We start from the raw sequence: 21,905 nt of genomic DNA on the forward strand, positions 1-21,905 counted from the left end.
GAGTCCGATATGCCTGAACCCATCCTGATCGCCCAGCACGGGCAGACCCAGTGTTTCCTGCAGCCCGACAAGGCCAATCGCCACGGGCTGATCACCGGCGCCACCGGCACCGGCAAAACCATCACCCTGCAAACCCTGGCTGAAGGGTTTGCCAAACTCGGTGTGCCGGTGTTTATGGCCGACATCAAGGGCGACTTGACCGGCATCTCGCGCCCCGGCAGTTCCACGCCAAAACTGGCTAAAGTCCTTGCAGAACGAGGGCTGGATGCTCCAGAATACGCAGCGTTCTCAACCACCCTGTGGGACGTATTTGGTGAACAGGGCCACCCGGTGCGCGCCACCGTGAGCGACCTGGGCCCGCTGCTGCTCGCGCGCATGCTCAATCTGAACGACACCCAGGCCGGGGTGTTGCAACTGGTGTTCAAGATCGCCGACGACGCGGGTTTGCTGCTGCTGGACATGAAAGACCTGCGCGCGATGTGCCAGCACGTGGGTGACAACGCGTCGAGCTTCACCACCGAATACGGCAACATCAGCGCCGCCAGCATTGGCGCCATTCAGCGCGGCCTGATGCAGATCGAAACCCAAGGCGGTGACAAGTTCTTTGGCGAGCCGATGCTCAACATCGACGACTTCATGCAGACCGACAGCGCCGGGCGCGGCATCATCAATGTGCTGGCCGCCGACAAACTGATGAACTCACCGCGCCTGTACAGCACCTTTTTGCTGTGGATGCTCAGTGAACTGTTCGAGAACCTGCCCGAAGTGGGTGACCTGGACAAACCTAAGCTGGTGTTCTTCTTCGACGAAGCCCACCTGCTGTTTAACGACGCACCCAAGGTGCTGATCGAACGCATCGAGCTGGTGGTGAGGCTGGTGCGCTCCAAAGGCGTCGGTGTGTACTTTGTGACACAAAACCCGCTCGACATCCCCGACAGTGTGCTGGCGCAACTGGGCAACCGGGTTCAACACGCACTGCGGGCCTTCACGCCGCGTGACCAGAAAGCCGTCAAGTCGGCCGCCGACACCATGCGCCCGAACCCCGGCCTGGACATCAGCGCGGCCATCACCGAACTGGCCGTGGGTGAAGCACTGGTGAGTTGCCTGGACGACAAAGGCCGCCCAAGCCCCACAGAGCGGGTGTTTGTGCTGCCACCCGCGAGCCAGATTGGCCCGATCACCCCCGAGCAGCGCCAGACCCTGCTGGCCGAATCCATCGTCGCCGGGGTTTACGAAAAAACGCTGGACCGCGAGTCGGCCTTTGAAAAGCTCAAAGGCCGCTCTGCCGAACGGACCAACGCCGCCGCCAAAAACGGCGCAGACAAAACAGGCGCTGCTGAGGCCCCCGCCGCCGAGCCCGGCGGCCTGCTCGACAGCCTGGGCTCCGGCCTGGGCAGCCTGCTGGGCGGTGGCAATGGCCGGCGCACCTCGGCGGGTGAACAACTTTTCAAAAGTGCGGCGAGTTCGATTGGCCGCGAAGTGGGTCGCCAGATCATTCGGGGTGTTTTGGGTGGTATCTTTGGCGGTTCCAAAAGATAAATGCAGGAAAGCAATTCATGACGACATCCGATCCTTTCGTTCACGTGATCAAGCACCCGCTGGTGCAGCACAAACTCACCCTGATGCGCCGCAAAGACGCCAGCACCACCAGTTTCCGTACCCTGCTCAATGAGCTGGCGATGCTGATGGCTTATGAGGTGACCCGCGACATGCCCACCCAAGATGTGGAGGTCGAGACCCCGCTGGAAACCATGACCGCCACCATGATCGACGGCAAGAAGCTGGCACTGGCCTCCATCCTGCGTGCGGGCAACGGGCTGCTGGAGGGTTTTCTGGCGGTGGTGCCCGGCGCGCGCGTGGGCCACATCGGCCTGTATCGCGACCCGGCCACGCTGCAGGCGGTGGAGTATTACTTCAAGATGCCCAAGGACATGCCCGAGCGCGACGTGATTGTGGTTGACCCGATGCTGGCCACCGGCCACTCGGCCATTGCCGCCATCACCCGCGTCAAGGCGCTGCAGCCGCGTTCCATCAAGTTTGTCTGCCTGCTGACCTGCCCCGAAGGTGTCAAGGCCCTGCGCGAAGCCCACCCCGATGTGCAGATCTTCACAGCAGCCATCGACCGCCAGCTCAACGACCACGGCTACATCCTGCCAGGTCTGGGTGACGCCGGTGACCGGATCTTTGGCACGCAGTAAGTCAATGGTCTTTTTGGCTACCAGCCCTTTATTTATAAGGGATGGTAGCTATTGATTTAGTATTTTTATCTGCAAGTTGAACTGGCTGTGGGGGACCGGTCAACAGCGTCACCTGAGCCCACCAATGTCAGCCATGCGCAAGTGCAGGAGCCTGGCCTGGCTGGATTGATGCCAATTCTGCTTGTCCGTATCAGAAGGTCGCCCAATCCCCACTACCACTGATCGCACGACCAAGTACAGGCAAGGCGGCGGTTTGTTTTTTTGCGCTGTGAAAGCGCTCTGCCGCACGTTATGCGACTGGGTGGTACTTCTGGTCGCCGCCGAGCTTGAAGACAGCCACCATCAACACCAACTCTTGCGCTTGGGCTTTGAGACTGCTGGCGGCAGCGGCCATCTGCTCCACCAGCGATGCGTTTTGCTGCGTCGCCTGGTCCATTTGGCTGACTGCTGCACCCACTTGAGCCACGCCTGCGGCCTGTTCAGAGCTTGCCGAGCTGATTTCGCCCATGATGTCGGTCACACGACGAATGGCGCTGACAACCTCGGACATGGTGACACCGGCCTGATCGGCCAGTGCACTGCCGAGGTCAACGCGCTCGACGCTGGCGTTTATCAGATTCTTGATTTCCTTGGCAGCTTCTGCGCTGCGTCCGGCCAGGGAGCGCACTTCAGAGGCCACAACGGCAAAGCCACGACCTTGTTCTCCCGCACGGGCCGCTTCGACGGCGGCGTTCAAGGCCAGGATGTTGGTCTGAAAGGCGATGCTGTCGATGACGCTGGTGATGTCGCCGATTTTTTTGGAGCTTTCATTGATGCCCTTCATGGTTTCGACCACCTGGGCAACCACCGCGCCGCCTTTGCCGGCGACGCTTGAGGCGCTAAGTGCCAGTTGATTGGCCTCTCGTGCGCTGGCGGCATTTTGTTTGACGGTGGCGCTCAATTCTTCCAGAGACGTCGCCGTTTGTTCCAACGCACTGGCCTGGCTCTCGGTTCGTGCCGATAAATCGCTGTTGCCCTGAGCGATCTCGGCGCTGGCTGTGGCCAGGCTCTCGGAGCCCCGGCGCACCTTCGCGACGATCTGGACCCAGTTGCTCTGCATGCCACTCAGCGCCGATGAAATCGCGCCAATCTCGTCCGCCGCCCCCGGTGGGACCGCCACAGACATGTCGCCTTCGGCCAATTTCCTGATCTCATGAACGGTCGAACTCAAGGGGCGGGTGATGGACAGTATCGTCACGGTAAACAGCACCACCACCACGGTCACCGTCACCACCAAGGTCATCAACAACCACCACCGACTCTGGCTCACCACTCTGGTGAAACTGTCACTTTCAATGGCCGCAAACTTGGTACTTTCGGCCACCGTTGCATCAACACCGGCACGGTGTTTTTCATAAAGTTCTTCCAGTTGAAGCAACTCGCTTTGAAACTCATCGAGTCCGCGGGCACCCGCTTTGGCTACCACCGCTTTCACCGCAGCGATAAATTGTTGAGCAGTCGCGTGCTGCGCTCCGAGAAGCTGCTTCTCCAAGCCATAGGGCGGATTGCTGGTCCAGTACACAACCCGAGCGTTGTACTCCTTGGCCAGACGCTCGACTTCCAGGGCGGCCGCTGCTGGGGTCAACGTTTTCTCAAACACGCGCGAGACCACCAGGCGCATCTCAATCAGGTACATCGGTGGTGGCAAGATGTCAGCGACCACATCCTTGGACACAAAGACCCGCTCGCTCAATGTCGTCAGTCTTGCCGCGCTCCATAAACCGATCAAGGAGGCAATAGCCATCGCGATCATGCACATCACAGCTAAGGCGGAAAACCTGGTTTTCACGCTTAAATTTTGAAACACGGTGTGTTGTCTTATCGTCATGTCGGCTCCCATTGATGTTCGTGTTGGGTGGCGTTACTGTTGGGAAAACACCGATTTCGCTTGGCGTCCATTGGGTTCACATTGAACTTGATGCGCATGCACTCACTCGGCACGATCACCCCATGCCGGTTGAGCACCCCCAAAGATGTGCTTGGGCGCGTTGACCACACGGGTGGGGCGTTCACAGGAGCGGCTTTCCTGCCCCCGCAAGATTTCAATGCCGTGTTCTTCCTCTCCGAGCTGGAAGCTCAGGAACTCGCTCACATCCAGGTTCTGCGAACCCGATGGCACGCTGGAGGCGTCAAGTGCGTTGCGAGGCGCTGCCGCTGTCTGATCCATACGTACACCGCTCCTTCTAAAATCACAAAACATCAATATTTAATAATATTGTATATTTTTTGAAAATTTTCTGCATGACGTGTTTTATGAGCCCATTCAACCCCTGTCAGGATCGCTTTCCGACATTGAAGTTGAAAACGGTCAGAGCTACAACCACGCTTGCGAATTGCACCGATTACGGCGCCAAAAACAACACACCCTAGCTGGTGAGCCAAAGGCGGCGCCCGTGTTTACTTTTTCTGCCTCATTCGGCGGCAGAGTCGACATGGATCTAAGTGAGGCCTGACATCAGCGGATCGGTGCAAAAGTCTGCAATCAGCCTTACGCAGCATTCCCCAAATAGCGGATAGCAGGAAATGACCTGCAGCGTGCAAACGCCCGCTTCCCCACAAGTCGACCGGACAACAAGCACTTGAGCACTCGCCAGGTACACCTGCAGCACTTCACTTCATCCGCTTTTTGGCCTGTAGCCCTTTACAAGCAAGGGCTGACAGCTATACATTGTTTGGTCATCCATGGCATGCAGGCGCTGCCTGTTGCGGCCACTACCGGAAGGAGGTTCACCGTGCTCAACAACAACCCGCAGTACCGTACCGTGGCCCAGGTCTTCCCGCATATCGGTGACAAGCTCACAGCTTATTGGGGGCACAGCAACTTCGTGGCCTACATGGAGGGGCTGTTACACGGCACCCGCAATGGCACCCGCCGGGGTTTTCCGGCGGACATCCTGATGGCCCTGCACTATCTGGCCGAACAACACAAAACGGCGTTTCCGCAGTACGAAGTCACAGATGATTTCTGGGCCTATGTGGAGAGCAAACCAACGGTGCCAAACCATTAACCTGGGGCTTTTGGCGTCCGCCAGCGCTCACGGCGCTGTCAATCGACCTGAGGCGCCACCATCTCCGCGTAGTCGTACAGCGCACCCAACACGGCTTCACCGCGCTCATCGGCCGTCTCGGCCAGTTGGTCGAGCTGGTCAAACAGCGCGGTCAAGGTGAGTGCCCCGCCCTCACCTTCGAGCAGCCGGGCGGCGCGGTGGGCTTCCCAGGCAGCGGCCTCGTCCGCCGACAAACTGGCCGGGAAGTTGCGCGCGCGGTAACGCCACAACAGCTCGGTCAGCCGGGCATCGTCAAAGGCCGGGCGGGCTTGGGCAAGTTGTTCGGGGCTGTTTTGGCGCAGGTCGTTGAGGCGGCGGCGGTCGGCATTGCCGATGAAACCGCCGTACAGGTCTTGGTCCACGTCCACCGGGCCAGCGGCATCGCGTTTGAACACCTCGGCCCAGATCGCGCTCATGTCGGGCAGGTCGCGTGCGACTGCAGCGTTGGCGAGTTGGGCCGCCACATCGATGCCCCAGCGCTGCGCCATCGGCTCGCTGAGCACCTTAAGGTTGCCCATCACCATCGGTGATTTGTTGATATGCACCGACTTGATCGGCAGGCGCAACACACCTTCGGGCAAGTCGGCGCTGCGGGTGAACAGGCGTTGCTGGATTTGTGCGGCGTTCAGGCTGGCCAATTCGCTCGGGTCTTGCGACAGGTCCCAGGCCAGCAGCTCGTTTTTGTTGCCCGGGTGCATGGCCAGCGGCCACATCAACGCCAGGCAGCCGCGCTCAGGTGAGAACATGCCTGAGACATGCCAGAACGGCCGTGCGTTGGCGGGGGTGCTGGGCAAACCCAGCTCGGCCAGCACCCGGTCTTTTTTGTGCAGACCAAAGCAGAAGTCAAACAAGCGTGGTTGCGCGGTTTTGATCAGCCGAGCCAGGGCTATTGTTGCGTGTACGTCGCTCAGCGCATCGTGGGCGGCTTCGTGGACCAGACCGTTGGCGGCCGTGAGGTCAGTGAGTTTGAAGCTGGGTTTGCCCTCGGCGTTTTTGGGCCACTGGATGCCCTCGGGGCGCAGGGCGTAGGCGGTGCGCACCACGTCCAGGATGTCCCAGCGGCCGCAGTCGTTTTGCCACTCACGTCCATAGGGGTCGATCAGGTTGCGCCAGAACATGAAGCGTGTGATTTCGTCGTCAAACCGGATGGTGTTGTAACCCACACCCACGGTGCCGGGCCAGGCCAGCGCCTGCTCAATCTGCGCCGCAAACTGGTGTTCGGGCAGGCCTTTTTCCAGGCATTCCTGCGGCGTGATGCCAGTGATCAGGCAGGACTGCGGATCCGGCAAAAAGTCGTTGGCCGGCTGGCAATACAACATGATCGGCTCACCCACCTGGTTCAGATCGGCGTCGGTGCGGATCGCGGCAAACTGTGCCGGGCGGGCGCTGCGGGTGTTGACACCGAAGGTCTCGTAGTCGTGCCAGAGGAAAGTGTGGGCCATGACGCTTGTTCAGAGTATTACAAAATAGATAGCTATCAGCCCTTATCAATCAAGGGCTGAATGGCATAAATGACATTATTTCCGACGAGCCGAATTGACACCCGGCAGCTCGGCCACCAGGCCCAACACCTTGTTCAGGCGGCCTGAGTCGGACACCTCCACGGTGAAGGTCATCCAGGCAATGCCCTTGATGGACTGGGTCTGCACCCCAATCACGTTCATCTTCTCTTTGGTAAAGACCTCGGAAATGTCGCGCAGCAGGCCCTGGCGGTCGTGCGCCTGCACGGCCACATCCACCGGGAACACCGAGCCGGTCATGGCGCGTGCCACGCCCCACTCCACCTCGATCAGGCGCTCGCCATTTTTGGCCACCATTTCCTTGAGGTTGCTGCAGTCCTTGCGGTGCACACTGACGCCTTTGCCACGCGTGACAAAACCACAAATCGCGTCCGGCGGTGCCGGTTTGCAACACTTGGCCATCTGGGTCATGAGCGAATCTACCCCCACCACCAGCAGCCCACCCTTGGTCGGGTTGTCACCCGAGCGGGGTTTGCGCAACACCGGGGCGTTGGCATCAAACTGCGGTGCCTCGGGTGGGCGCAACACCTGCTCGATGGCGCGCAGCGAAAACTCATCCTTGCCCACATCCTCAAACAGCGCGGTGGCGTTGGCAAAACCCAGCTGCACCGCCAGATCGTCGAGTTTGAGCGCGGTTTTGCCCTCGCGCTGCAGCAGCTTTTCAACCGCCTCGCGGCCTTTGGCAATGGTTTCACTCAGGGCCAAGGCGTTGAACCAGGCGCGCACCTTGGTGCGGGCGCGGTGGCTCACCAGGTAACCCAGCTCGGTGTTGAGCCAGTCACGCGAGGGGCCGCCCTCTTTGGCAGCGGTCACTTCGACCGTCTGGCCGTTTTTGAGCGCGGTGTTGAGGGGCACCATGGCGCCGTCCACCCGAGCCCCCCGGCAGCGGTGGCCCAGGTCGGTGTGAACGGTGTAGGCAAAGTCCACCACGGTGGCGCCCTGCGGCAGCTCAACGATGTTGGCATCGGGCGTCAGCACATAAATGCGGTCATCCAGCAGGTCCTGGGTCTGCACCCCGGACAGATCGCGTTCCCAGGCCAGCAGCTGGCGCAGCACCGCAATCTTGGCGTCGTAGGCGCCGGTGGCCGACACCCCCGCGTAACCCTTGGCGCCCGCTTCCTTGTAGGCCCAGTGCGCGGCCACACCGTTTTCGGCATGGTCGTGCATGGCCTGGGTGCGGATCTGGATCTCGGTGGGCAGCCCGGCCGCGTCACGCACCACGGTGTGCAGGGACTGGTAACCGTTGACCTTGGGTTTGGCAATGTAGTCGTCAAACTCTTCGGTGATCGGGGTGAAATGGTGGTGCACCCAACTCAAGGCGCCATAACACTCGGGCACACTGGCCACCAGGATACGCAGCGCACGCACGTCGTAGACCTTCTCGAACCCGAGCGACTTGCCACGCATTTTTTTGACAATGCTGTAGATGTGTTTGGGCCGGCCCGAGACCTTGGCCACAATGCCGTTGGCATTCAGGTCAGCCTCCAGCTGGCTGCGCATGCGTTCCACATGGGCCTCGCGCTCGACGCGTTTTTCATCGAGCAAGCGGGCCACCTGTTTGTAGGTGTCGGGCTCCAGAAAGCGGAAGGCCAGGTCTTCCATCTCCCACTTGATTTCCCAGATGCCCAGGCGGTTCGCCAGCGGCGCAAACACCTGCAGCGACTCGGCCGCAATGCCCTCGGGTATGGGCCGCTTGGTGGCGGCAAAAAAGCGCAGCGTCTGCAGGCGCGAGGCCAGGCGCAACATCACCACCCGCAAATCGCGCGAAAACGCCAGCAGCATCTTGCGCACGTTTTCGGTCTGCACGGCGGCCGCCTGTTGCGCCGCCGGAGTGTCCACCACCACCGCCGGGCGGGTGGCCTTGGCCATGCGCGCCTGGCGCTGCACCCGCACCAGCTTGGTGGTTTCCATGGCCAGCGCGGCAAAGTTGTCACCAAAGGCCTTGGCAATCACCTCTTGCGGTTTGTTCAGGTGGTCACAGGCGTACACCAGGTAACTGGCGGCCTGCATGGCTTCCGAGCCACCGATACTTTTCAGAATGACGGCCACCGCATCGGCATGGGCTAGGGTGTTTTCGCCGGTGTCAAGTTCTTCGCAGGACAGCAGCGGCTCGGCAAAGGCACGGGCCCGCGCCAAGGCCTGTGGGTGCTCGGGCAGACTCTGGGCGGTGGCGGCCACCACCGGCAGCACGGCTTGGGCAGAGCGCTCGGGGGTGGTCACTTCAATCTCGGAAATTTTCATGAAAACGCTGTATCAAAAAAAGGGGGGCTTGGGTGTGGCCTCTAATGGTCGGGGGCAAGCAAAAAAGACAGCACAGCATCCACCTGCGGCTGCGGCACAAACGTGGGTGCGTGGCCCACACCGGCAAATTCAACCAGTTGCGCTTTCGGGCCGCGCTGTGTCATGGCCTGCGCCGTGGCCGCTGAGAGCAGGTCGGACTCAGCACCGCTTACCAGCAGCGTCTGTGCACTGATCTGGTCATAGGCCTGCCACAGCAGCGCCTCACCCTGGGCGGCAGACTCAGGCGTCATGGCCTTGAACGGCTCGGCCAGCGCCGGGTCGTAACGCAGGGTGAGTCGGCCAGAGCCATCTGCCAGCGGTTTGATCTGCGGGCGTGTCAGGGCCAGCCATTGCTCAGAGGTGTGCGGGCCAAAGCTGCTGGCAATGGCCCAGAGCGCGTCGGCGGCTTGTTGCTCGGTGTCGAACACCGGCACCTGGCCCAGGTACTGACCAATACGCTGCAGCGCTTGCCATTCGATCACCGGCCCCACATCGTTGAGCACCAAGCGGTGTACCTTGGCAAAAGGCGGCAAGTCGGGCTGGCCCGCCACCACCAGGCCAATCAAGCCACCCATGCTGGTGCCAACCCAGTCCAGCCGGGTGGGCTGCAGCTGCGCCAGCAAGGCCAGCATGTCAGCCGCATAAAACGGCAGCTGGTAGCCCTGCGGGTCTTTGAGCCAGTCGCTCTGGCCGCGGCCCGCCACATCCGGGCACACCACGCGGATGTCGCCACCCGCCTGTTCACACAGCGCCTGCGCCAGCGTGTCAAAGTCGCGGCCCTGGCGCGTCAGTCCATGCACACACAGCACCACATGGCGGCTGGCCAGGTTGCCCCATTGCCAATAAGCCATGCGGTGGCTGCCCTGGGCGTCGGGGCAATCGATAAATGCAAGGGTGGGGTTGGACATGATGGGGCGTCACTGGATAATGACTGCATCCTAAATCAATCCGGCCAGCCACCCCGCTTTGGTCGCCCCCAATCCATCTATTTTTTGCGGAGAAGTTCCCATGCTCACAGGTAAAACCGCCCTGGTCACCGGCTCCACCAGCGGCATTGGTCTGGGTATTGCCAAGGCACTCGCTGCGCAAGGTGCCAACATCGTGCTGAACGGTTTTGGGGATGTGGACGGTCCCACAGCCGAGGTGGCAGCCCTAGGTGTGCAGGTGGCCTACCACGGCGCCGACATGAGCCGCCCCGAAGAGATTGAAGCTTTGATGCGTTTTGCTGCCCAGCGTTTTGGCCGGGTCGACATCCTGGTCAACAACGCCGGCATCCAGCATGTGTCGCGCATCGAGAGTTTTCCACCTGAGCGCTGGGATGCGATCATCGCCATCAACCTCAGCAGCGCCTTCCATACCACCCGGCTGGCCCTGCCGGCCATGCAGGCGGCGGGCTGGGGCCGCATCATCAACCTGGCCTCGGTTCACGGCCTGGTCGCATCCGCCGAAAAGTCCGCCTATGTGGCCGCCAAACACGGCCTGGTCGGCCTGACCAAGGTCACCGCTCTGGAAAACGCCAGCAGCGGCGTCACCTGCAATGCCATTTGCCCAGGCTGGGTGCTGACCCCGCTGGTGCAAAAACAGGTGGATGCCAAAGCGGCGTCGCTGGGCCTCTCCAACGACGAGGCGGTTGCGCTGATCTTGGGCGAAAAAGAGCCCTCTAAAACATTCACCACGCCCGAAGAATTGGGCGCACTCGCGGTGTTTTTCTGCTCACCCGCAGGCAACAACGTGCGGGGTGTGGCCTGGAACATGGATGGGGGTTGGGTGGCGCAGTGACGCGGTCACCCAATAACCATTCTGAGGTATTCCATAAAAAAGCCTCCAGCCCTTATGCACAAAGGACTGAAAGCTATCAAAATCACAGAACACAAGATGTGCACACAAGACTGGGACGTCGCCCCAGTTCCGCTGCCACCTCAGATCAGGCAGATTCGGTGTTGAGCACCTTCACGGCGTTGTCCTGCCAGCTGAAGGCTTCGTTCATCAGGTGTGGGGTGTGTTTGCCGGGGGACTCGCGCAGGGCACGCTCGTAGTACTCGGTGAGTGCCGGGCGGTAGTCGGGGTGGGCACACTTTTCGATGATCAGGCGCGCACGCTGTTTGGGCGACAGGCCACGCAAATCCGCCAGGCCCTGCTCGGTGACGATGATCTGCACATCGTGTTCGGTGTGGTCCACATGAGACACCATCGGCACAATGCACGACAAAGCGCCATTCTTGGCGGTGGACGGCGTCACAAAAAAGGACAGGAAGGCGTTGCGGGCAAAGTCGCCCGAGCCGCCAATGCCGTTCATGATGCTGGTGCCCTTGATATGGGTGGAGTTGACGTTGCCGTAGATGTCAGCCTCGATCATCGCGTTCATCGCGATCACACCCAGGCGGCGCACCACCTCGGGGTGGTTGCTGATTTCTTGCGGGCGCAGCACGATGCGTTTGCTGTAGAACTCAATGTTGTCGTTGAAGTCTTTCATCGCCTCGGGGCTGAACGAGATCGCGGTGGCTGAGGCCGAGACCAGCTTGCCCGAGCGCAACATGTCGAGCATGCCGTCCTGCAGCACCTCGGTGTACGCAGTCAGGTTCTCGAACGGGCCGTTGTTGAGCCCGGCCAGCACCGCGTTGGCGATGTTGCCCACACCCGATTGCAGCGGCAGCAGGTCGGCAGGCAGTCGCCCGGCCTTGACTTCTGCACCGAGGAAATCGATGACGTGGTTGGCAATACGCTGCGAGGTTTCATCGGGCGCGGCAAACGGGGTGTTGCGGTCGGGCTGGTTGGTTTCAACCACCGCAATCACCTTGTTCAGGTCACAACGCAGGTAGGCTTCACCAATACGGCCATTGGCACGCACCAGCGGGATCGGCTGGCGGTCTGGCGGCACCTGGGTGCCGTAATAAATGTCGTGCATGCCTTCCATGCCGAGGTTCTGCATGGAATTGACTTCGAGGATGATCTTGTCGGCCTGGTCGATCCAGGTTTTGTTGTTGCCGACCGAGGACGACGGAATCAGTCGCCCGTCGGGCAAGATGCCCGCCACTTCGATCACCGCCACGTCCAGGTGGCCCAGAAAGCCGTACCAGACCAGCTGCGCGACGTGCGAGAGGTGCAGGTCGGTGTACTGCATTTCGCCAGCATTGATCTGTTTGCGCACGGTGGCGTCAGACTGGTAGGGCAGGCGCATTTCAACGCCATGCGCCTCGGCCAACACCGCGTCAAGCTCGGGTGCGGTGCTGGCACCGGTCCACAGCCCGATGCGAAAGGCTTCACCCGCTGCATGTGCCTGTTTCATGCGCCGCGCCAGCGCCCCCGGCACCAGCTTGGGGTAGCCGGAACCCGTAAAACCACTCATGCCCACATTGGCGCCCGGCGGTATCAGCGCAGCGGCGGCTTCTGCCGACATGATTTTGGATTTCAGGAGGGGGTTGCTCACACGGTCTGCTCGTAACATGACATTTCACTCAAAAAGATAGATTGCATGGCAGGGTTTAACCGACGGCTAAACCTTCCAAGTCTAGCAGCCTGTCACGCTGTGAAGAGGGTTTTCCCTGAGAAAAATGCACACTTATGGTGCATAACAAGGGTTTATTCAGCCAACGGTCGCCACATGTGGTTTTTGCTGACAAAACCGTCCGCCACCGCAGCCGCCATGGGTTCCAACCCAAAACTCACAAATCCAAATCGTTCATAGAGCGCCTGCGCCGCCTGGTTGCCTTGGGTCACGGTGAGCTGCATCAATTGGATGCCTGGGCGTGCACGGGCGCAGTCCAGCGCCGCCTGTACCAAGGCGGCACCCAGCCCGCGCTGACGCGCTTGGGGCGCCACATACATGCCAAACAAGGTGGCCTTGTGGCGCAGTTTGTCGCGTGCCTCAAAACCCACCCCCACCACCGCCACCAGCTCTTGCGCATCAAACACCCCCAGCACCACCTCAGGGGCGTCGTCGGTAGGTTCCAGCCGCCTGACCCACCAGCTCACGGGCAAAGCGGCGCGCTCGGCCACACTGGAGCTGAACGCCTGTGGGTGCTGGGCATAGGCTTGCAGCATGAGGCCGCGGTACTGCGCCGCATGCTCGGGGATCAGACGGATCGGTGGCAACACCTGTTTGCTCCTTCATGTGTAGCTATAGGCCCTTGCTATAAAAGGGCCAGAGGCCAAAATCGCTATCAATCAGGCCGACTGCTTGAACGCCATCACCGCCTGGTTGCGCAGCGTGCGCAACAAGGAGAGTTCCTTTTCATCCACCAGCAGGCCGCCCTTGTGCGCCATGTCGGCATAGATCAGACCAAAAGGTTTGCCCTTGAGCACCAGCGGCAACACCAGAAACGTCGGTGCGTTGTAGGCCTGGATGTACCAGGCAGGCAGGCGCTGCACGATGCGGGGGTCGGCGGCGTCACTGATCAGGGTGTCGGCTGCCTTGAGACAAATGGTGGCAAACAGGTCGGGCGTGCCGTTGCTGCGCAGCGGCACATTGAACTGTTTCACCACCGCCTCCACCCCCGTGCCCAGCCCGAAACGACCCGTGAGGGTGTCGGTCCTGGGGTCGCGCATGCAGAACACGATGCGGTGGAGGTCCAGCGCACGGAACATGGCCTCCATGATCATGCGCAGCACATCGCTGAGCTTGAAGTCTTCGACCATGGCATTGGTGATGTCCTGCACACCGGCGGTCAGGGTCTGCGCCCGGCTGTCGGCGCCGGGCTGGGCCAGCGTCAGGATGGCGCCGGTGGGCTCCGAGCTGACCAGCGTGAGCGTCTGCTGGGTCATGATCTGGGTGGCATGCAAGGCGTTGGCGTTCAGGGTGTCGGCCTCGGGGTCAACCACCAGGTTGGCGGGCTCCTGCTGCAGAGCATCCAGCTTGTGATCGAGCAGGTGCGCAGCCAAGGAGTCGGGGCGCACGGTGATCTCCATGGCTTGGGCCAGCTCCAGCAGCTTCCTGCGCGCCACCGCCGTGGCGGCGTTGAGCTGTTCGGTGCTCATACCCAAGGCCCGGCCATAGGTCTTGGCCACCTGGCCCAGGCGCACATCCACCACCTTGGCATCGGTGTGCAAGACCGCGTCGGCCATCTCGTTGGCGACACGGGTGCTCCAGCGCAAACGGCTCTGGCTGTCCTTGATGGGCAGGCTGGGCGGCGTTCCGGTGGGCTTGACCACACAACGCTGGATGCTCTCGGGCAGGCCCCAGGCTTTGCACACGCCCAGGCCCAGCGCTTCGTAACTCAGTCCCAGCACCCGGGTGGCGGCGGCCTCCTCGCTGATCGCGTCACGTGGTGCACTCACCAGCTGGCGCACTGCCAGCGCTTCCTCTGGAAAATAAAACTGCGACAACATGCGCCCCAGATTCTGGAACAGCGCACCAATAAAAGCGTCCTCCCCTTCGGTCTGGGTGGGGCACAGCGCGGCCGCAATGGCGCCAGCCATCAGCGCACGCAAAAACTCTTCTTTGAGCAGGTGGGCGTTGGCTTTGTCCTGCATGTGCTCCAGCAGCACCAGGCTCAAGGCCATGTTGCGGATGCCGTTGAACCCCACCAGGCTGACCGCACGCGACACCGTGCCCACACTGCTGCCGCGTGAATAGTGCACGCTGTTGACCAGGCGCAGCAGCTTGTTGGTCAGCGCCACATCCTTGAGGATCTCGTTGGTGACGCTGTTGATGCTTTCCTTGTCCGAGCTGGCCATGCTCTGGATGCGTCCAATCGACTCGGACAGCGCCGGAAAATCGCTTTTGTTGCGCATGCGGCGCAACAAGAAGTCCAGCGTGCTGCTGGTCTTGCCGGTGGGGGTGGGCAACTCGCTGTCGGCGCTGTCCTTGTGCTGACCCGACCAGACCAGCAGATCATCCAGAAAGGCCTGGGCACTGGGGTAACGCTGGTCCACCGCCACAGCGGTGGCCGTCAGCAAGGCCGAGCGCAAGCCGTCGTCCAGGCGCGCCATCAGATCCGGCGGGAAGGCCTGCGGCTCGATGCTGATTTTTTGCAGGGTCTGCTGCAACCTGGCTTTGTCGCGGATCGGTTGGCCCCACAACAACTCACCCAGCAGCAAGCCCGCGCTGTAGACATCCATCAAGGGGGTGATGTGCTCACCACGCACCGCCTCGGGCGCCATGTAGGCAGGTGTGCCGGCCACCTCGACCCGGTCCTGGGCCAGCGTCTGCTGGCTGATGCGTGCCGCAATGCCAAAGTCCATCACACGGGCGCGGCCACTGCGGTCCAGCAACACGTTGGACGGTTTGAGGTCGCGGTGCACCACCCCGCTGGCGTGGGCAGCCACCAAAGCGGCCAGCACATCCTGCATTACCGCCACCGCCTGCACGGGCGGCAAGGCGCCGTGCTGGGCCAGTTGCTGGGCCAGCGTCAGGCCCGGCACATACTCAAACACCAGGTAAGGTTGGTTGTCTTGCACATCGGCCTCAAACACCGGCACGATGTTGGTGTGGGTCAGGCGGCTGACGCTGCGCGCCTCCTGCAGCCACTGGGTGACCAGGCCGTTGTCGGGCTGGGCCGCCGGTTTCATGAGCTTGATCGCCACCTCGCGCTCAAGCCGGGGGTCAAACGACAGCCATACTTCGGCCTGCGCGCCCTGGCCCAACATGCGCCGGCGCTCAAACCGGCCTATCGCCACACTCATTGAAGCTGGACTGAGCCAGACACATTGACCGACACCGAGGCCATACCCGCCTCCACCGGCACCGAGGCATCCTCAACAGCCATAGCCCGCACCGCCTTCATCTGCGGCTGGAAGACCGGCCCACCTTCGTCATAGTTGACCGAGACTTCCCCCAGGCTGTAGCTCTTGAAGTCAAAGGCCTTGGCAATCTCGGTGGCGCGCTGGCGAAACAGCGCAATTGCCTGGGCTTGCGCCTGCGCCTGGGCACTCTGACGTTGAGCCTGGGTCAGGCCAAAACTGGCGCCAGACACCGTCAGGGTGCTGAGTTTGCCGGCGGTTTCACTGATGCGGGCAAAGTCCTGGCCTTCGAGCACCAGCTCGGTGCTGCCCTGCCAGCCGGTGATCTTGCCATTGCGGTCATAACGTGGTGACAGGCCAAAACGACCGGTGCGCACCGTCATCTGGGCCGGGCGGGCCTCCTTTTTGGCCAGGGTCAGGGCGGTATCCAGGGCGTTTTTGAGCTGAGACTGCACCAGCTGCGGGTCGGTGCCTTCCCGTGTGGTGCTCAGCGACATGGTCAGCAGGTCTTGCGCCACCTGCACACTGGCCTGTGCCGCCAGGCTCACCCGCTGCATCGGCAAAGGCGCCGACGCCATTTGAGAAAAAGAAGCGCTAGCCCACGTCAATAAAGCACAGCACGCTACCAATTTTGAAGAATTTTTCAAGATGATTATCCCAATATACAAACAACCCGGAACGGGTAAAAAGCATGCTGAATTTGTAACAGCGTGTGAATCCGGCGCCAAATAGGGCTTCCGCAGCGACAACGCACGCAACAATTGCGGCTGTTACAAATACAAATCAAGTGGATCGTAGTATGGCTGCAAATTCCCGTGTCGACAAAATCCTGGTGGTTGATGATGATGCCCGCATCCGCGACCTGCTGCGCCGCTACCTGACGCAAGAAGGTTTCGAGGTGCTGCTGGCCGAAGATGGCCGGGCCCTGACCCGGGTGCTCGGGCGCGAGCCGGTGGACCTGATCGTGCTGGACCTGATGATGCCCGGTGAAGATGGTCTGTCGGTCTGTCGGCGCCTGCGTGGTGCCAATGACCGCACCCCGATCATCATGCTGACGGCCAAGGGTGAAGACATCGACCGCATCGTCGGGCTGGAAGTGGGCGCCGATGACTACCTCGGCAAACCCTTCAACCCGCGCGAGTTGTTGGCGCGTATCCACGCGGTGCTGCGCCGGCGACCGCCGGTGGAGGCGCCGGGCTCACCTTCGGCCGACAAGGCAGTGGTCACTTTTGGCCCGTTCAGCTTCGACATGGGCGCGCGCACCCTGCACAAGGGTGATGAAGAGCTGGCACTGACCACCGGTGAGTTCGCCATGCTCAAGGCCCTGGTGCGGCACCCGCGCCAACCGCTGTCGCGCGAAAAGCTGGCGCAACTGGCCCGCGGACGCGACTTCGAGCCCTTTGACCGCAGCCTGGACGTGCAGGTCTCGCGCTTGCGCAAACTCATCGAACACGACGCCTCGGCGCCACGTTATATCCAGACCGTGTGGGGTGTGGGTTACGTGTTCATTCCTGATGACAACGGCCAGTAACCCGTCCGTGCCACTGGACGGCGGCCCGGCGCGTGCCCGCAAACCCGCCCTGAGCCTGTTCTGGCGCACCTTTTTCCTGCTGGCGTTGCTGTTGTTGGGCAGCGTGATTGCCTGGACCCAGACCCTGCTGCAGATGGAGTTTGAGCCCCGTGCGCTGCAGACAGCCGACCAGATCGCCTCGGTGGTGAACCTGAGCCGTGCTGCGGTGATGCACTCGGACGCGATTGCCCGGGTGTCCCTGTTCAAGACCATGAAGGATCAGGAGCACCTGACCATCCGCCTGCGTGAACCGCGCGATGTGTTCGAGACCTTGGCCACCACCGACCTGAACCGCCATGTGGTCGAGCAACTGCGCTCGCGCCTGGGGCCAGACACCATCGTGGCCAGCAGCGTCAACCAGGTACAGGGGCTGTGGGTAGGCTTCTCCATCGACAAGGACCGTTATTGGTTGCAGACCGAGCGCAACCGCTTTGACCAACCAACCCAGGAAACCTGGACCGTCTGGCTGCTGACCGCTGCAGTGTTGTCACTGGCAGGGGCCGCAGGTATTGCGCGCCTGATCAACCGGCCACTCAAAGACCTGTCGCAAGCGGCCAGCCGGGTGCACGAAGGTGACTTTGAGGCCAGCACACTCGATGAAACCGTCAGCACCCAGGAAATCCGGGCGGTGAACATTGGCTTCAACCGCATGACCCGCAAGCTCGCGCAGATCGAACAGGACCGCACCGTGATGTTGGCAGGCATCTCACACGACCTGCGCACCCCGCTGGCGCGGCTGCGGCTGGAGGCAGAAATGAGCGTGCCCGACGCGCAGGCACGCGAGGCCATGGTGGGTGACATCGCGCAGCTCGACGCGATCATCGGCAAATTTCTGGACTACGCCCGCCCAGGCGACATGCGGCTGGTGCCGGTGTCACTCAACAACATGGTCGAGACCTGTCTGGAGCCGCTGCGCAAACGCAGTGACCTCGACTTCAAGCTGGCGCTGCAAGACGGCCTGATGGTGCAGGCCGACCCGGTGGAGTTGCAACGCGCCTTGGTCAACCTGCTCGAAAACGCCGCCCGTTATGGCAAGTCCGAGGGCATAGAGCTGGCGCGGGTGGACATCTCGGCACGTTACAGCAACGACAAGGTGCTGCTGCGCCTGCGTGACCACGGCAATGGTGTGCCACCCGAACAGCTCAAACACCTCACCACACCATTCTTCAGGGGTGACTCGGCCCGCTCGGCGGCCAACAGCACCGGGCTCGGGCTGGCGATTGTGGAGCAAACCATCTCGCGCATGGGTGGCGCCTTTGACCTGAGCAACGCCAACGGCGGCGGCCTGTGCGCCAACATCGTGTTGCGCCGGGCCCATGGCAGCGCGGCCCTGGCGTGACGCTGCACCATCCGCTTGGATAGCAGGGTTGGACTGCAAATTCTGTATCCAGTTTGGACAAACCATTGACTGGTCAGTAACCAGTTCAGTCAGCGAGCTGCTAACTGACACCACCCACACCGCAGGCCACAGGCACAACAAATCAAACACTTAGCCTTGCCTGCTCAGGACTTACCCTAGCGTCTTCCCAAATGGCACGCAACTTGATCTACCTCAATCGTCCAACAAAAACGATGGAGACAAGCCAATGGAGACTTTCTACGAAGTCATGCGTCGCCAGGGTATATCCCGGCGCAGTCTGCTCAAATACTGTTCACTGACCGCGACCTCACTCGGCCTGGCACCCTCTTTTGTGCCGCAGATCGCCCACGCGATGGAGACCAAACCGCGCACCCCGGTGCTGTGGTTGCATGGCCTGGAATGCACCTGCTGCTCGGAGAGTTTCATCCGCAGCGCCCACCCGCTGGCCAAAGACGTGGTGTTGTCCATGATTTCGCTGGACTACGACGACACCCTGATGGCCGCCGCCGGGCACCAGGCCGAGGCCATTCTTGAAGAGGTGATGACCAAGTACAAGGGCAACTACATCCTGGCTGTGGAGGGCAACCCGCCGCTCAACGAAGAAGGCATGTTCTGCATCCAGTCGGGCAAACCCTTCATCGACAAACTCAAACGTGTTGCCAAGGACGCCAAGGCAGTGATCGCCTGGGGTTCCTGCGCCTCCTGGGGCTGTGTGCAGGCGGCCAAACCCAACCCGACCCAGGCCACACCGATCCACAAGGTGATCACCGACAAACCCATCATCAAGGTGCCCGGTTGCCCACCGATTGCCGAGGTGATGACCGGTGTGATCACCTACATGCTGACCTTTGACAAGATCCCCGAGCTGGACCGCCAGGGCCGCCCGAAGATGTTCTACAGCCAGCGTATCCACGACAAGTGTTACCGCCGCCCGCACTTTGATGCCGGCCAATTTGTCGAGGCCTTTGACGACGAGAGCGCGCGCAAGGGCTACTGCCTCTACAAGGTCGGCTGCAAAGGCCCCACCACCTACAACGCCTGCTCCACCGTGATGTGGAACGAGGGCACCAGCTTCCCGATCAAGGCCGGTCACGGCTGTATCGGCTGCTCTGAAGATGGCTTCTGGGACAAGGGTTCGTTCTATGACCGCCTGACCACCATCCACCAGTTTGGTGTGGAAGGCACCGCCGACAAGATTGGTGGCACGGCGGCGGCCGTTGTTGGTGCCGCAGTCGTCGCCCATGCGGCGGTATCGGCCATCAGCCGGGCTGTCGCCAAAGACAAACCCACAAGCAACGCCTGACCCACTATTTCAAGGACAAGAACACCATGGGCGCTTACGACACACAAGGCTTCAAGTTAGACAACACCGGGCGGCGCATTGTTGTTGACCCGGTGACCCGCATCGAGGGTCACATGCGCTGTGAAGTCAACGTTGACAAAGACAACATCATCCGCAACGCGGTATCCACCGGCACCATGTGGCGTGGGCTGGAGGTCATCCTCAAAGGCCGCGACCCGCGTGACGCCTGGGCTTTTGTGGAACGCATCTGCGGTGTCTGCACCGGCTGCCATGCCCTGACATCGGTCAGAGCCGTCGAAGATGCACTGGGCATCACCATCCCCAAAAATGCTTACCTGATCCGTGAGATCATGGCCAAAACGCTGCAGGTGCATGACCATGCGGTGCATTTTTACCACCTGCACGCGCTGGACTGGGTGGACATTGTCTCGGCACTCAAAGCCGACCCCAAGAAGACCAGCGAGCTGCAACAACTGGTCTCACCGTCCCACCCCCTGTCCTCACCGGGTTATTTCAGGGACATCCAGAACCGGCTGAAAAAGTTTGTGGAAAGTGGACAGCTGGGTCCTTTTGCCAATGGCTACTGGGGCAGCAAAGCGTATGTCTTGCCCGCAGAAGCCAATTTGATGGCGGTCACCCATTACCTCGAAGCGCTGGACCTGCAAAAGGACTGGGTCAAGATCCACACCATCTTCGGTGGCAAAAACCCGCACCCCAACTACCTGGTAGGCGGCGTGCCCTGTGCCATCAACCTTGATGGCGACGGCGCGGCGGGTGCCCCCGTCAACATGGAGCGGCTCAACTTCGTCAAGGCACGTATTGACGAAATGATCGAGTTCAATAAAAACGTCTACATCCCCGACGTGTTGGCCATTGGCACGATCTACAAACAAGCAGGTTGGCTGTATGGCGGTGGCCTGAGCGCCACCAATGTCAGTGACTACGGCACCTACGAAAAGGTCATGGGGGATGCCAAAACCCAGCAGCTGCCTGGCGGCGCCATTCTCAACGGCAACTGGGACGAGATCCTGCCGATTGACCCGCGCGACCCCGAGCAGGTGCAGGAGTTTGTCTCGCACAGCTGGTACAAATATGCCGACGACACCAAGGGCTTGCACCCTTGGGATGGTGTCACCGAACCCCACTACGCGTTGGGCGACAAAACCAGAGGCAGCAAGACCAACATCGAGGAAATTGACGAAAGCGCCAAATACTCCTGGATCAAATCACCCCGCTGGCGCGGTCACGCCATGGAAGTCGGGCCCTTGTCGCGCTACATCCTGGCCTATGCCCATGCCAGCAAGGGCAACACCTATGCGCAACGTCCCAAAGAACAGATTGAGTACTCGGCGCAGGTCATCAACAGCGTCTTCCCCAAGGCCTTGGGTCTGCCAGAAACACAATACACCGCCAAACAGTTGTTGCCCACCACCATTGGTCGCACCCTGGCACGGGCACTGGAAGGCCAATATTGCGGCGAAATGATGCTCGACGATTTCAACGAGTTGGTCGCCAACATCAAGGCGGGTGACCGCAGCACCGCCAATGTCGACAAATGGGACCCGGCCACCTGGCCCAAAGAGGCCAAAGGGGTTGGCACGGTGGCTGCGCCACGCGGCATGCTGGGCCACTGGATCAAGATCAAAGACGGCAAGATTGAGAACTACCAATGTGTGGTGCCCACCACCTGGAACGGGAGCCCACGCGATGCCAAGGGCCAGATTGGGGCGTTTGAGGCCTCGCTGATGAACACACCCATGGTCAACCCCGAGCAGCCGCTGGAAATCTTGCGCACGCTGCATTCCTTTGACCCTTGCCTGGCCTGCTCCACCCATGTGATGAGCCCGGACGGCCAGGAAATGGCCAACGTCAAAGTACGTTGAGTCACCCACACCCTATTTCGAGATTGG

Annotated in this window: 17 protein-coding genes; 8 read left to right on the top strand and 9 right to left on the bottom strand. The window is 61.1% G+C overall.

Features of this window, described 5'->3' with window-relative positions:
- Positions 1-9 precede the first annotated feature (9 nt).
- On the top strand, positions 10-1,539 hold the full coding sequence (locus tag KKO72_RS00455; protein WP_214934257.1) for a helicase HerA-like domain-containing protein: 1,530 nt from the start codon (positions 10-12) through the stop codon (positions 1,537-1,539).
- 17 nt (positions 1,540-1,556) lie between these two features.
- Positions 1,557-2,198, top strand: coding sequence for a uracil phosphoribosyltransferase (gene upp, locus KKO72_RS00460; protein WP_180126591.1), 642 nt, complete (start codon positions 1,557-1,559; stop codon positions 2,196-2,198).
- A 289-nt stretch (positions 2,199-2,487) separates the two neighbouring features.
- Here upp and KKO72_RS00465 read toward each other — a convergent pair whose 3' ends face one another.
- Together KKO72_RS00465 and KKO72_RS00470 are read right to left on the bottom strand one after the other, a co-directional pair.
- Entirely contained in the window at positions 2,488-3,990 is a 1,503-nt protein-coding gene (locus KKO72_RS00465; protein ID WP_251140357.1) for a methyl-accepting chemotaxis protein, read from the bottom strand.
- Positions 3,991-4,167: 177 nt separating this feature from the next.
- Complete coding sequence (locus KKO72_RS00470) at positions 4,168-4,404, bottom strand: hypothetical protein (protein ID WP_214934262.1); 237 nt, start codon at positions 4,402-4,404, stop codon at positions 4,168-4,170.
- A 565-nt stretch (positions 4,405-4,969) separates the two neighbouring features.
- Here KKO72_RS00470 and KKO72_RS00475 point away from each other — a divergent pair.
- Positions 4,970-5,245 carry a hypothetical protein gene (locus KKO72_RS00475; RefSeq protein ID WP_214934264.1) on the top strand — a complete coding sequence of 92 codons (276 nt, stop codon included), beginning with the start codon at positions 4,970-4,972 and terminating at the stop codon, positions 5,243-5,245.
- Between the two features lie 38 nt (positions 5,246-5,283).
- Here KKO72_RS00475 and sbcB read toward each other — a convergent pair whose 3' ends face one another.
- From sbcB to KKO72_RS00490, 3 genes are all read right to left on the bottom strand, one after another.
- Complete coding sequence (gene sbcB, locus KKO72_RS00480; protein WP_214934267.1) at positions 5,284-6,726, bottom strand: exodeoxyribonuclease I; 1,443 nt, start codon at positions 6,724-6,726, stop codon at positions 5,284-5,286.
- Between the two features lie 75 nt (positions 6,727-6,801).
- Complete coding sequence (locus KKO72_RS00485) at positions 6,802-9,045, bottom strand: bifunctional (p)ppGpp synthetase/guanosine-3',5'-bis(diphosphate) 3'-pyrophosphohydrolase (RefSeq protein WP_214934269.1); 2,244 nt, start codon at positions 9,043-9,045, stop codon at positions 6,802-6,804.
- A 41-nt stretch (positions 9,046-9,086) separates the two neighbouring features.
- Positions 9,087-9,992 (bottom strand): alpha/beta fold hydrolase, encoded by a 906-nt coding sequence (locus KKO72_RS00490; protein WP_214934271.1) that lies wholly within the window; start codon positions 9,990-9,992, stop codon positions 9,087-9,089.
- Between the two features lie 100 nt (positions 9,993-10,092).
- Between KKO72_RS00490 and KKO72_RS00495 the strand changes: the two genes are divergently transcribed.
- Positions 10,093-10,863: a 3-hydroxybutyrate dehydrogenase gene (locus KKO72_RS00495; RefSeq protein WP_214934274.1), complete on the top strand. Its 771-nt coding sequence runs from the start codon at positions 10,093-10,095 to the stop codon at positions 10,861-10,863.
- Positions 10,864-11,008: 145 nt separating this feature from the next.
- On the opposite strand, the gene KKO72_RS00500 is transcribed toward KKO72_RS00495, so the two are convergent.
- From KKO72_RS00500 to KKO72_RS00515, 4 genes are all read right to left on the bottom strand, one after another.
- On the bottom strand, positions 11,009-12,529 hold the full coding sequence (locus KKO72_RS00500) for an acetyl-CoA hydrolase/transferase family protein (RefSeq protein WP_214934277.1): 1,521 nt from the start codon (positions 12,527-12,529) through the stop codon (positions 11,009-11,011).
- Between the two features lie 134 nt (positions 12,530-12,663).
- Positions 12,664-13,179 (bottom strand): N-acetyltransferase family protein, encoded by a 516-nt coding sequence (locus KKO72_RS00505; protein ID WP_371736791.1) that lies wholly within the window; start codon positions 13,177-13,179, stop codon positions 12,664-12,666.
- Between the two features lie 69 nt (positions 13,180-13,248).
- Positions 13,249-15,705 (bottom strand): serine/threonine protein kinase, encoded by a 2,457-nt coding sequence (locus KKO72_RS00510; RefSeq protein WP_214934280.1) that lies wholly within the window; start codon positions 15,703-15,705, stop codon positions 13,249-13,251.
- Positions 15,702-16,340: an SIMPL domain-containing protein gene (locus KKO72_RS00515; protein WP_214934283.1), complete on the bottom strand. Its 639-nt coding sequence runs from the start codon at positions 16,338-16,340 to the stop codon at positions 15,702-15,704. The genes KKO72_RS00510 and KKO72_RS00515 overlap by 4 nt, the downstream gene beginning before the upstream one ends.
- 221 nt (positions 16,341-16,561) lie before the next feature.
- On the opposite strand from KKO72_RS00515, the gene ompR reads away from it, so the two are divergent.
- From ompR to KKO72_RS00535, 4 genes are all read left to right on the top strand, one after another.
- Positions 16,562-17,293 (top strand): two-component system response regulator OmpR, encoded by a 732-nt coding sequence (ompR, locus tag KKO72_RS00520; RefSeq protein ID WP_078365865.1) that lies wholly within the window; start codon positions 16,562-16,564, stop codon positions 17,291-17,293.
- Positions 17,277-18,671, top strand: a complete 1,395-nt coding sequence (locus KKO72_RS00525; protein ID WP_214934286.1) for a sensor histidine kinase — start codon at positions 17,277-17,279, stop codon at positions 18,669-18,671. The genes ompR and KKO72_RS00525 overlap by 17 nt, the downstream gene beginning before the upstream one ends.
- Before the next feature lie 247 nt (positions 18,672-18,918).
- Positions 18,919-19,995 carry a hydrogenase small subunit gene (locus KKO72_RS00530; RefSeq protein ID WP_214934289.1) on the top strand — a complete coding sequence of 359 codons (1,077 nt, stop codon included), beginning with the start codon at positions 18,919-18,921 and terminating at the stop codon, positions 19,993-19,995.
- A 26-nt stretch (positions 19,996-20,021) separates the two neighbouring features.
- Positions 20,022-21,878: a nickel-dependent hydrogenase large subunit gene (locus KKO72_RS00535; RefSeq protein WP_214934292.1), complete on the top strand. Its 1,857-nt coding sequence runs from the start codon at positions 20,022-20,024 to the stop codon at positions 21,876-21,878.
- Positions 21,879-21,905: the final 27 nt, after the last annotated feature.

It is taken from the genome of Rhodoferax sp. U11-2br (assembly GCF_018619435.1).
In the GTDB taxonomy this organism is placed as follows: Bacteria; Pseudomonadota; Gammaproteobacteria; order Burkholderiales; family Burkholderiaceae_C; genus Rhodoferax.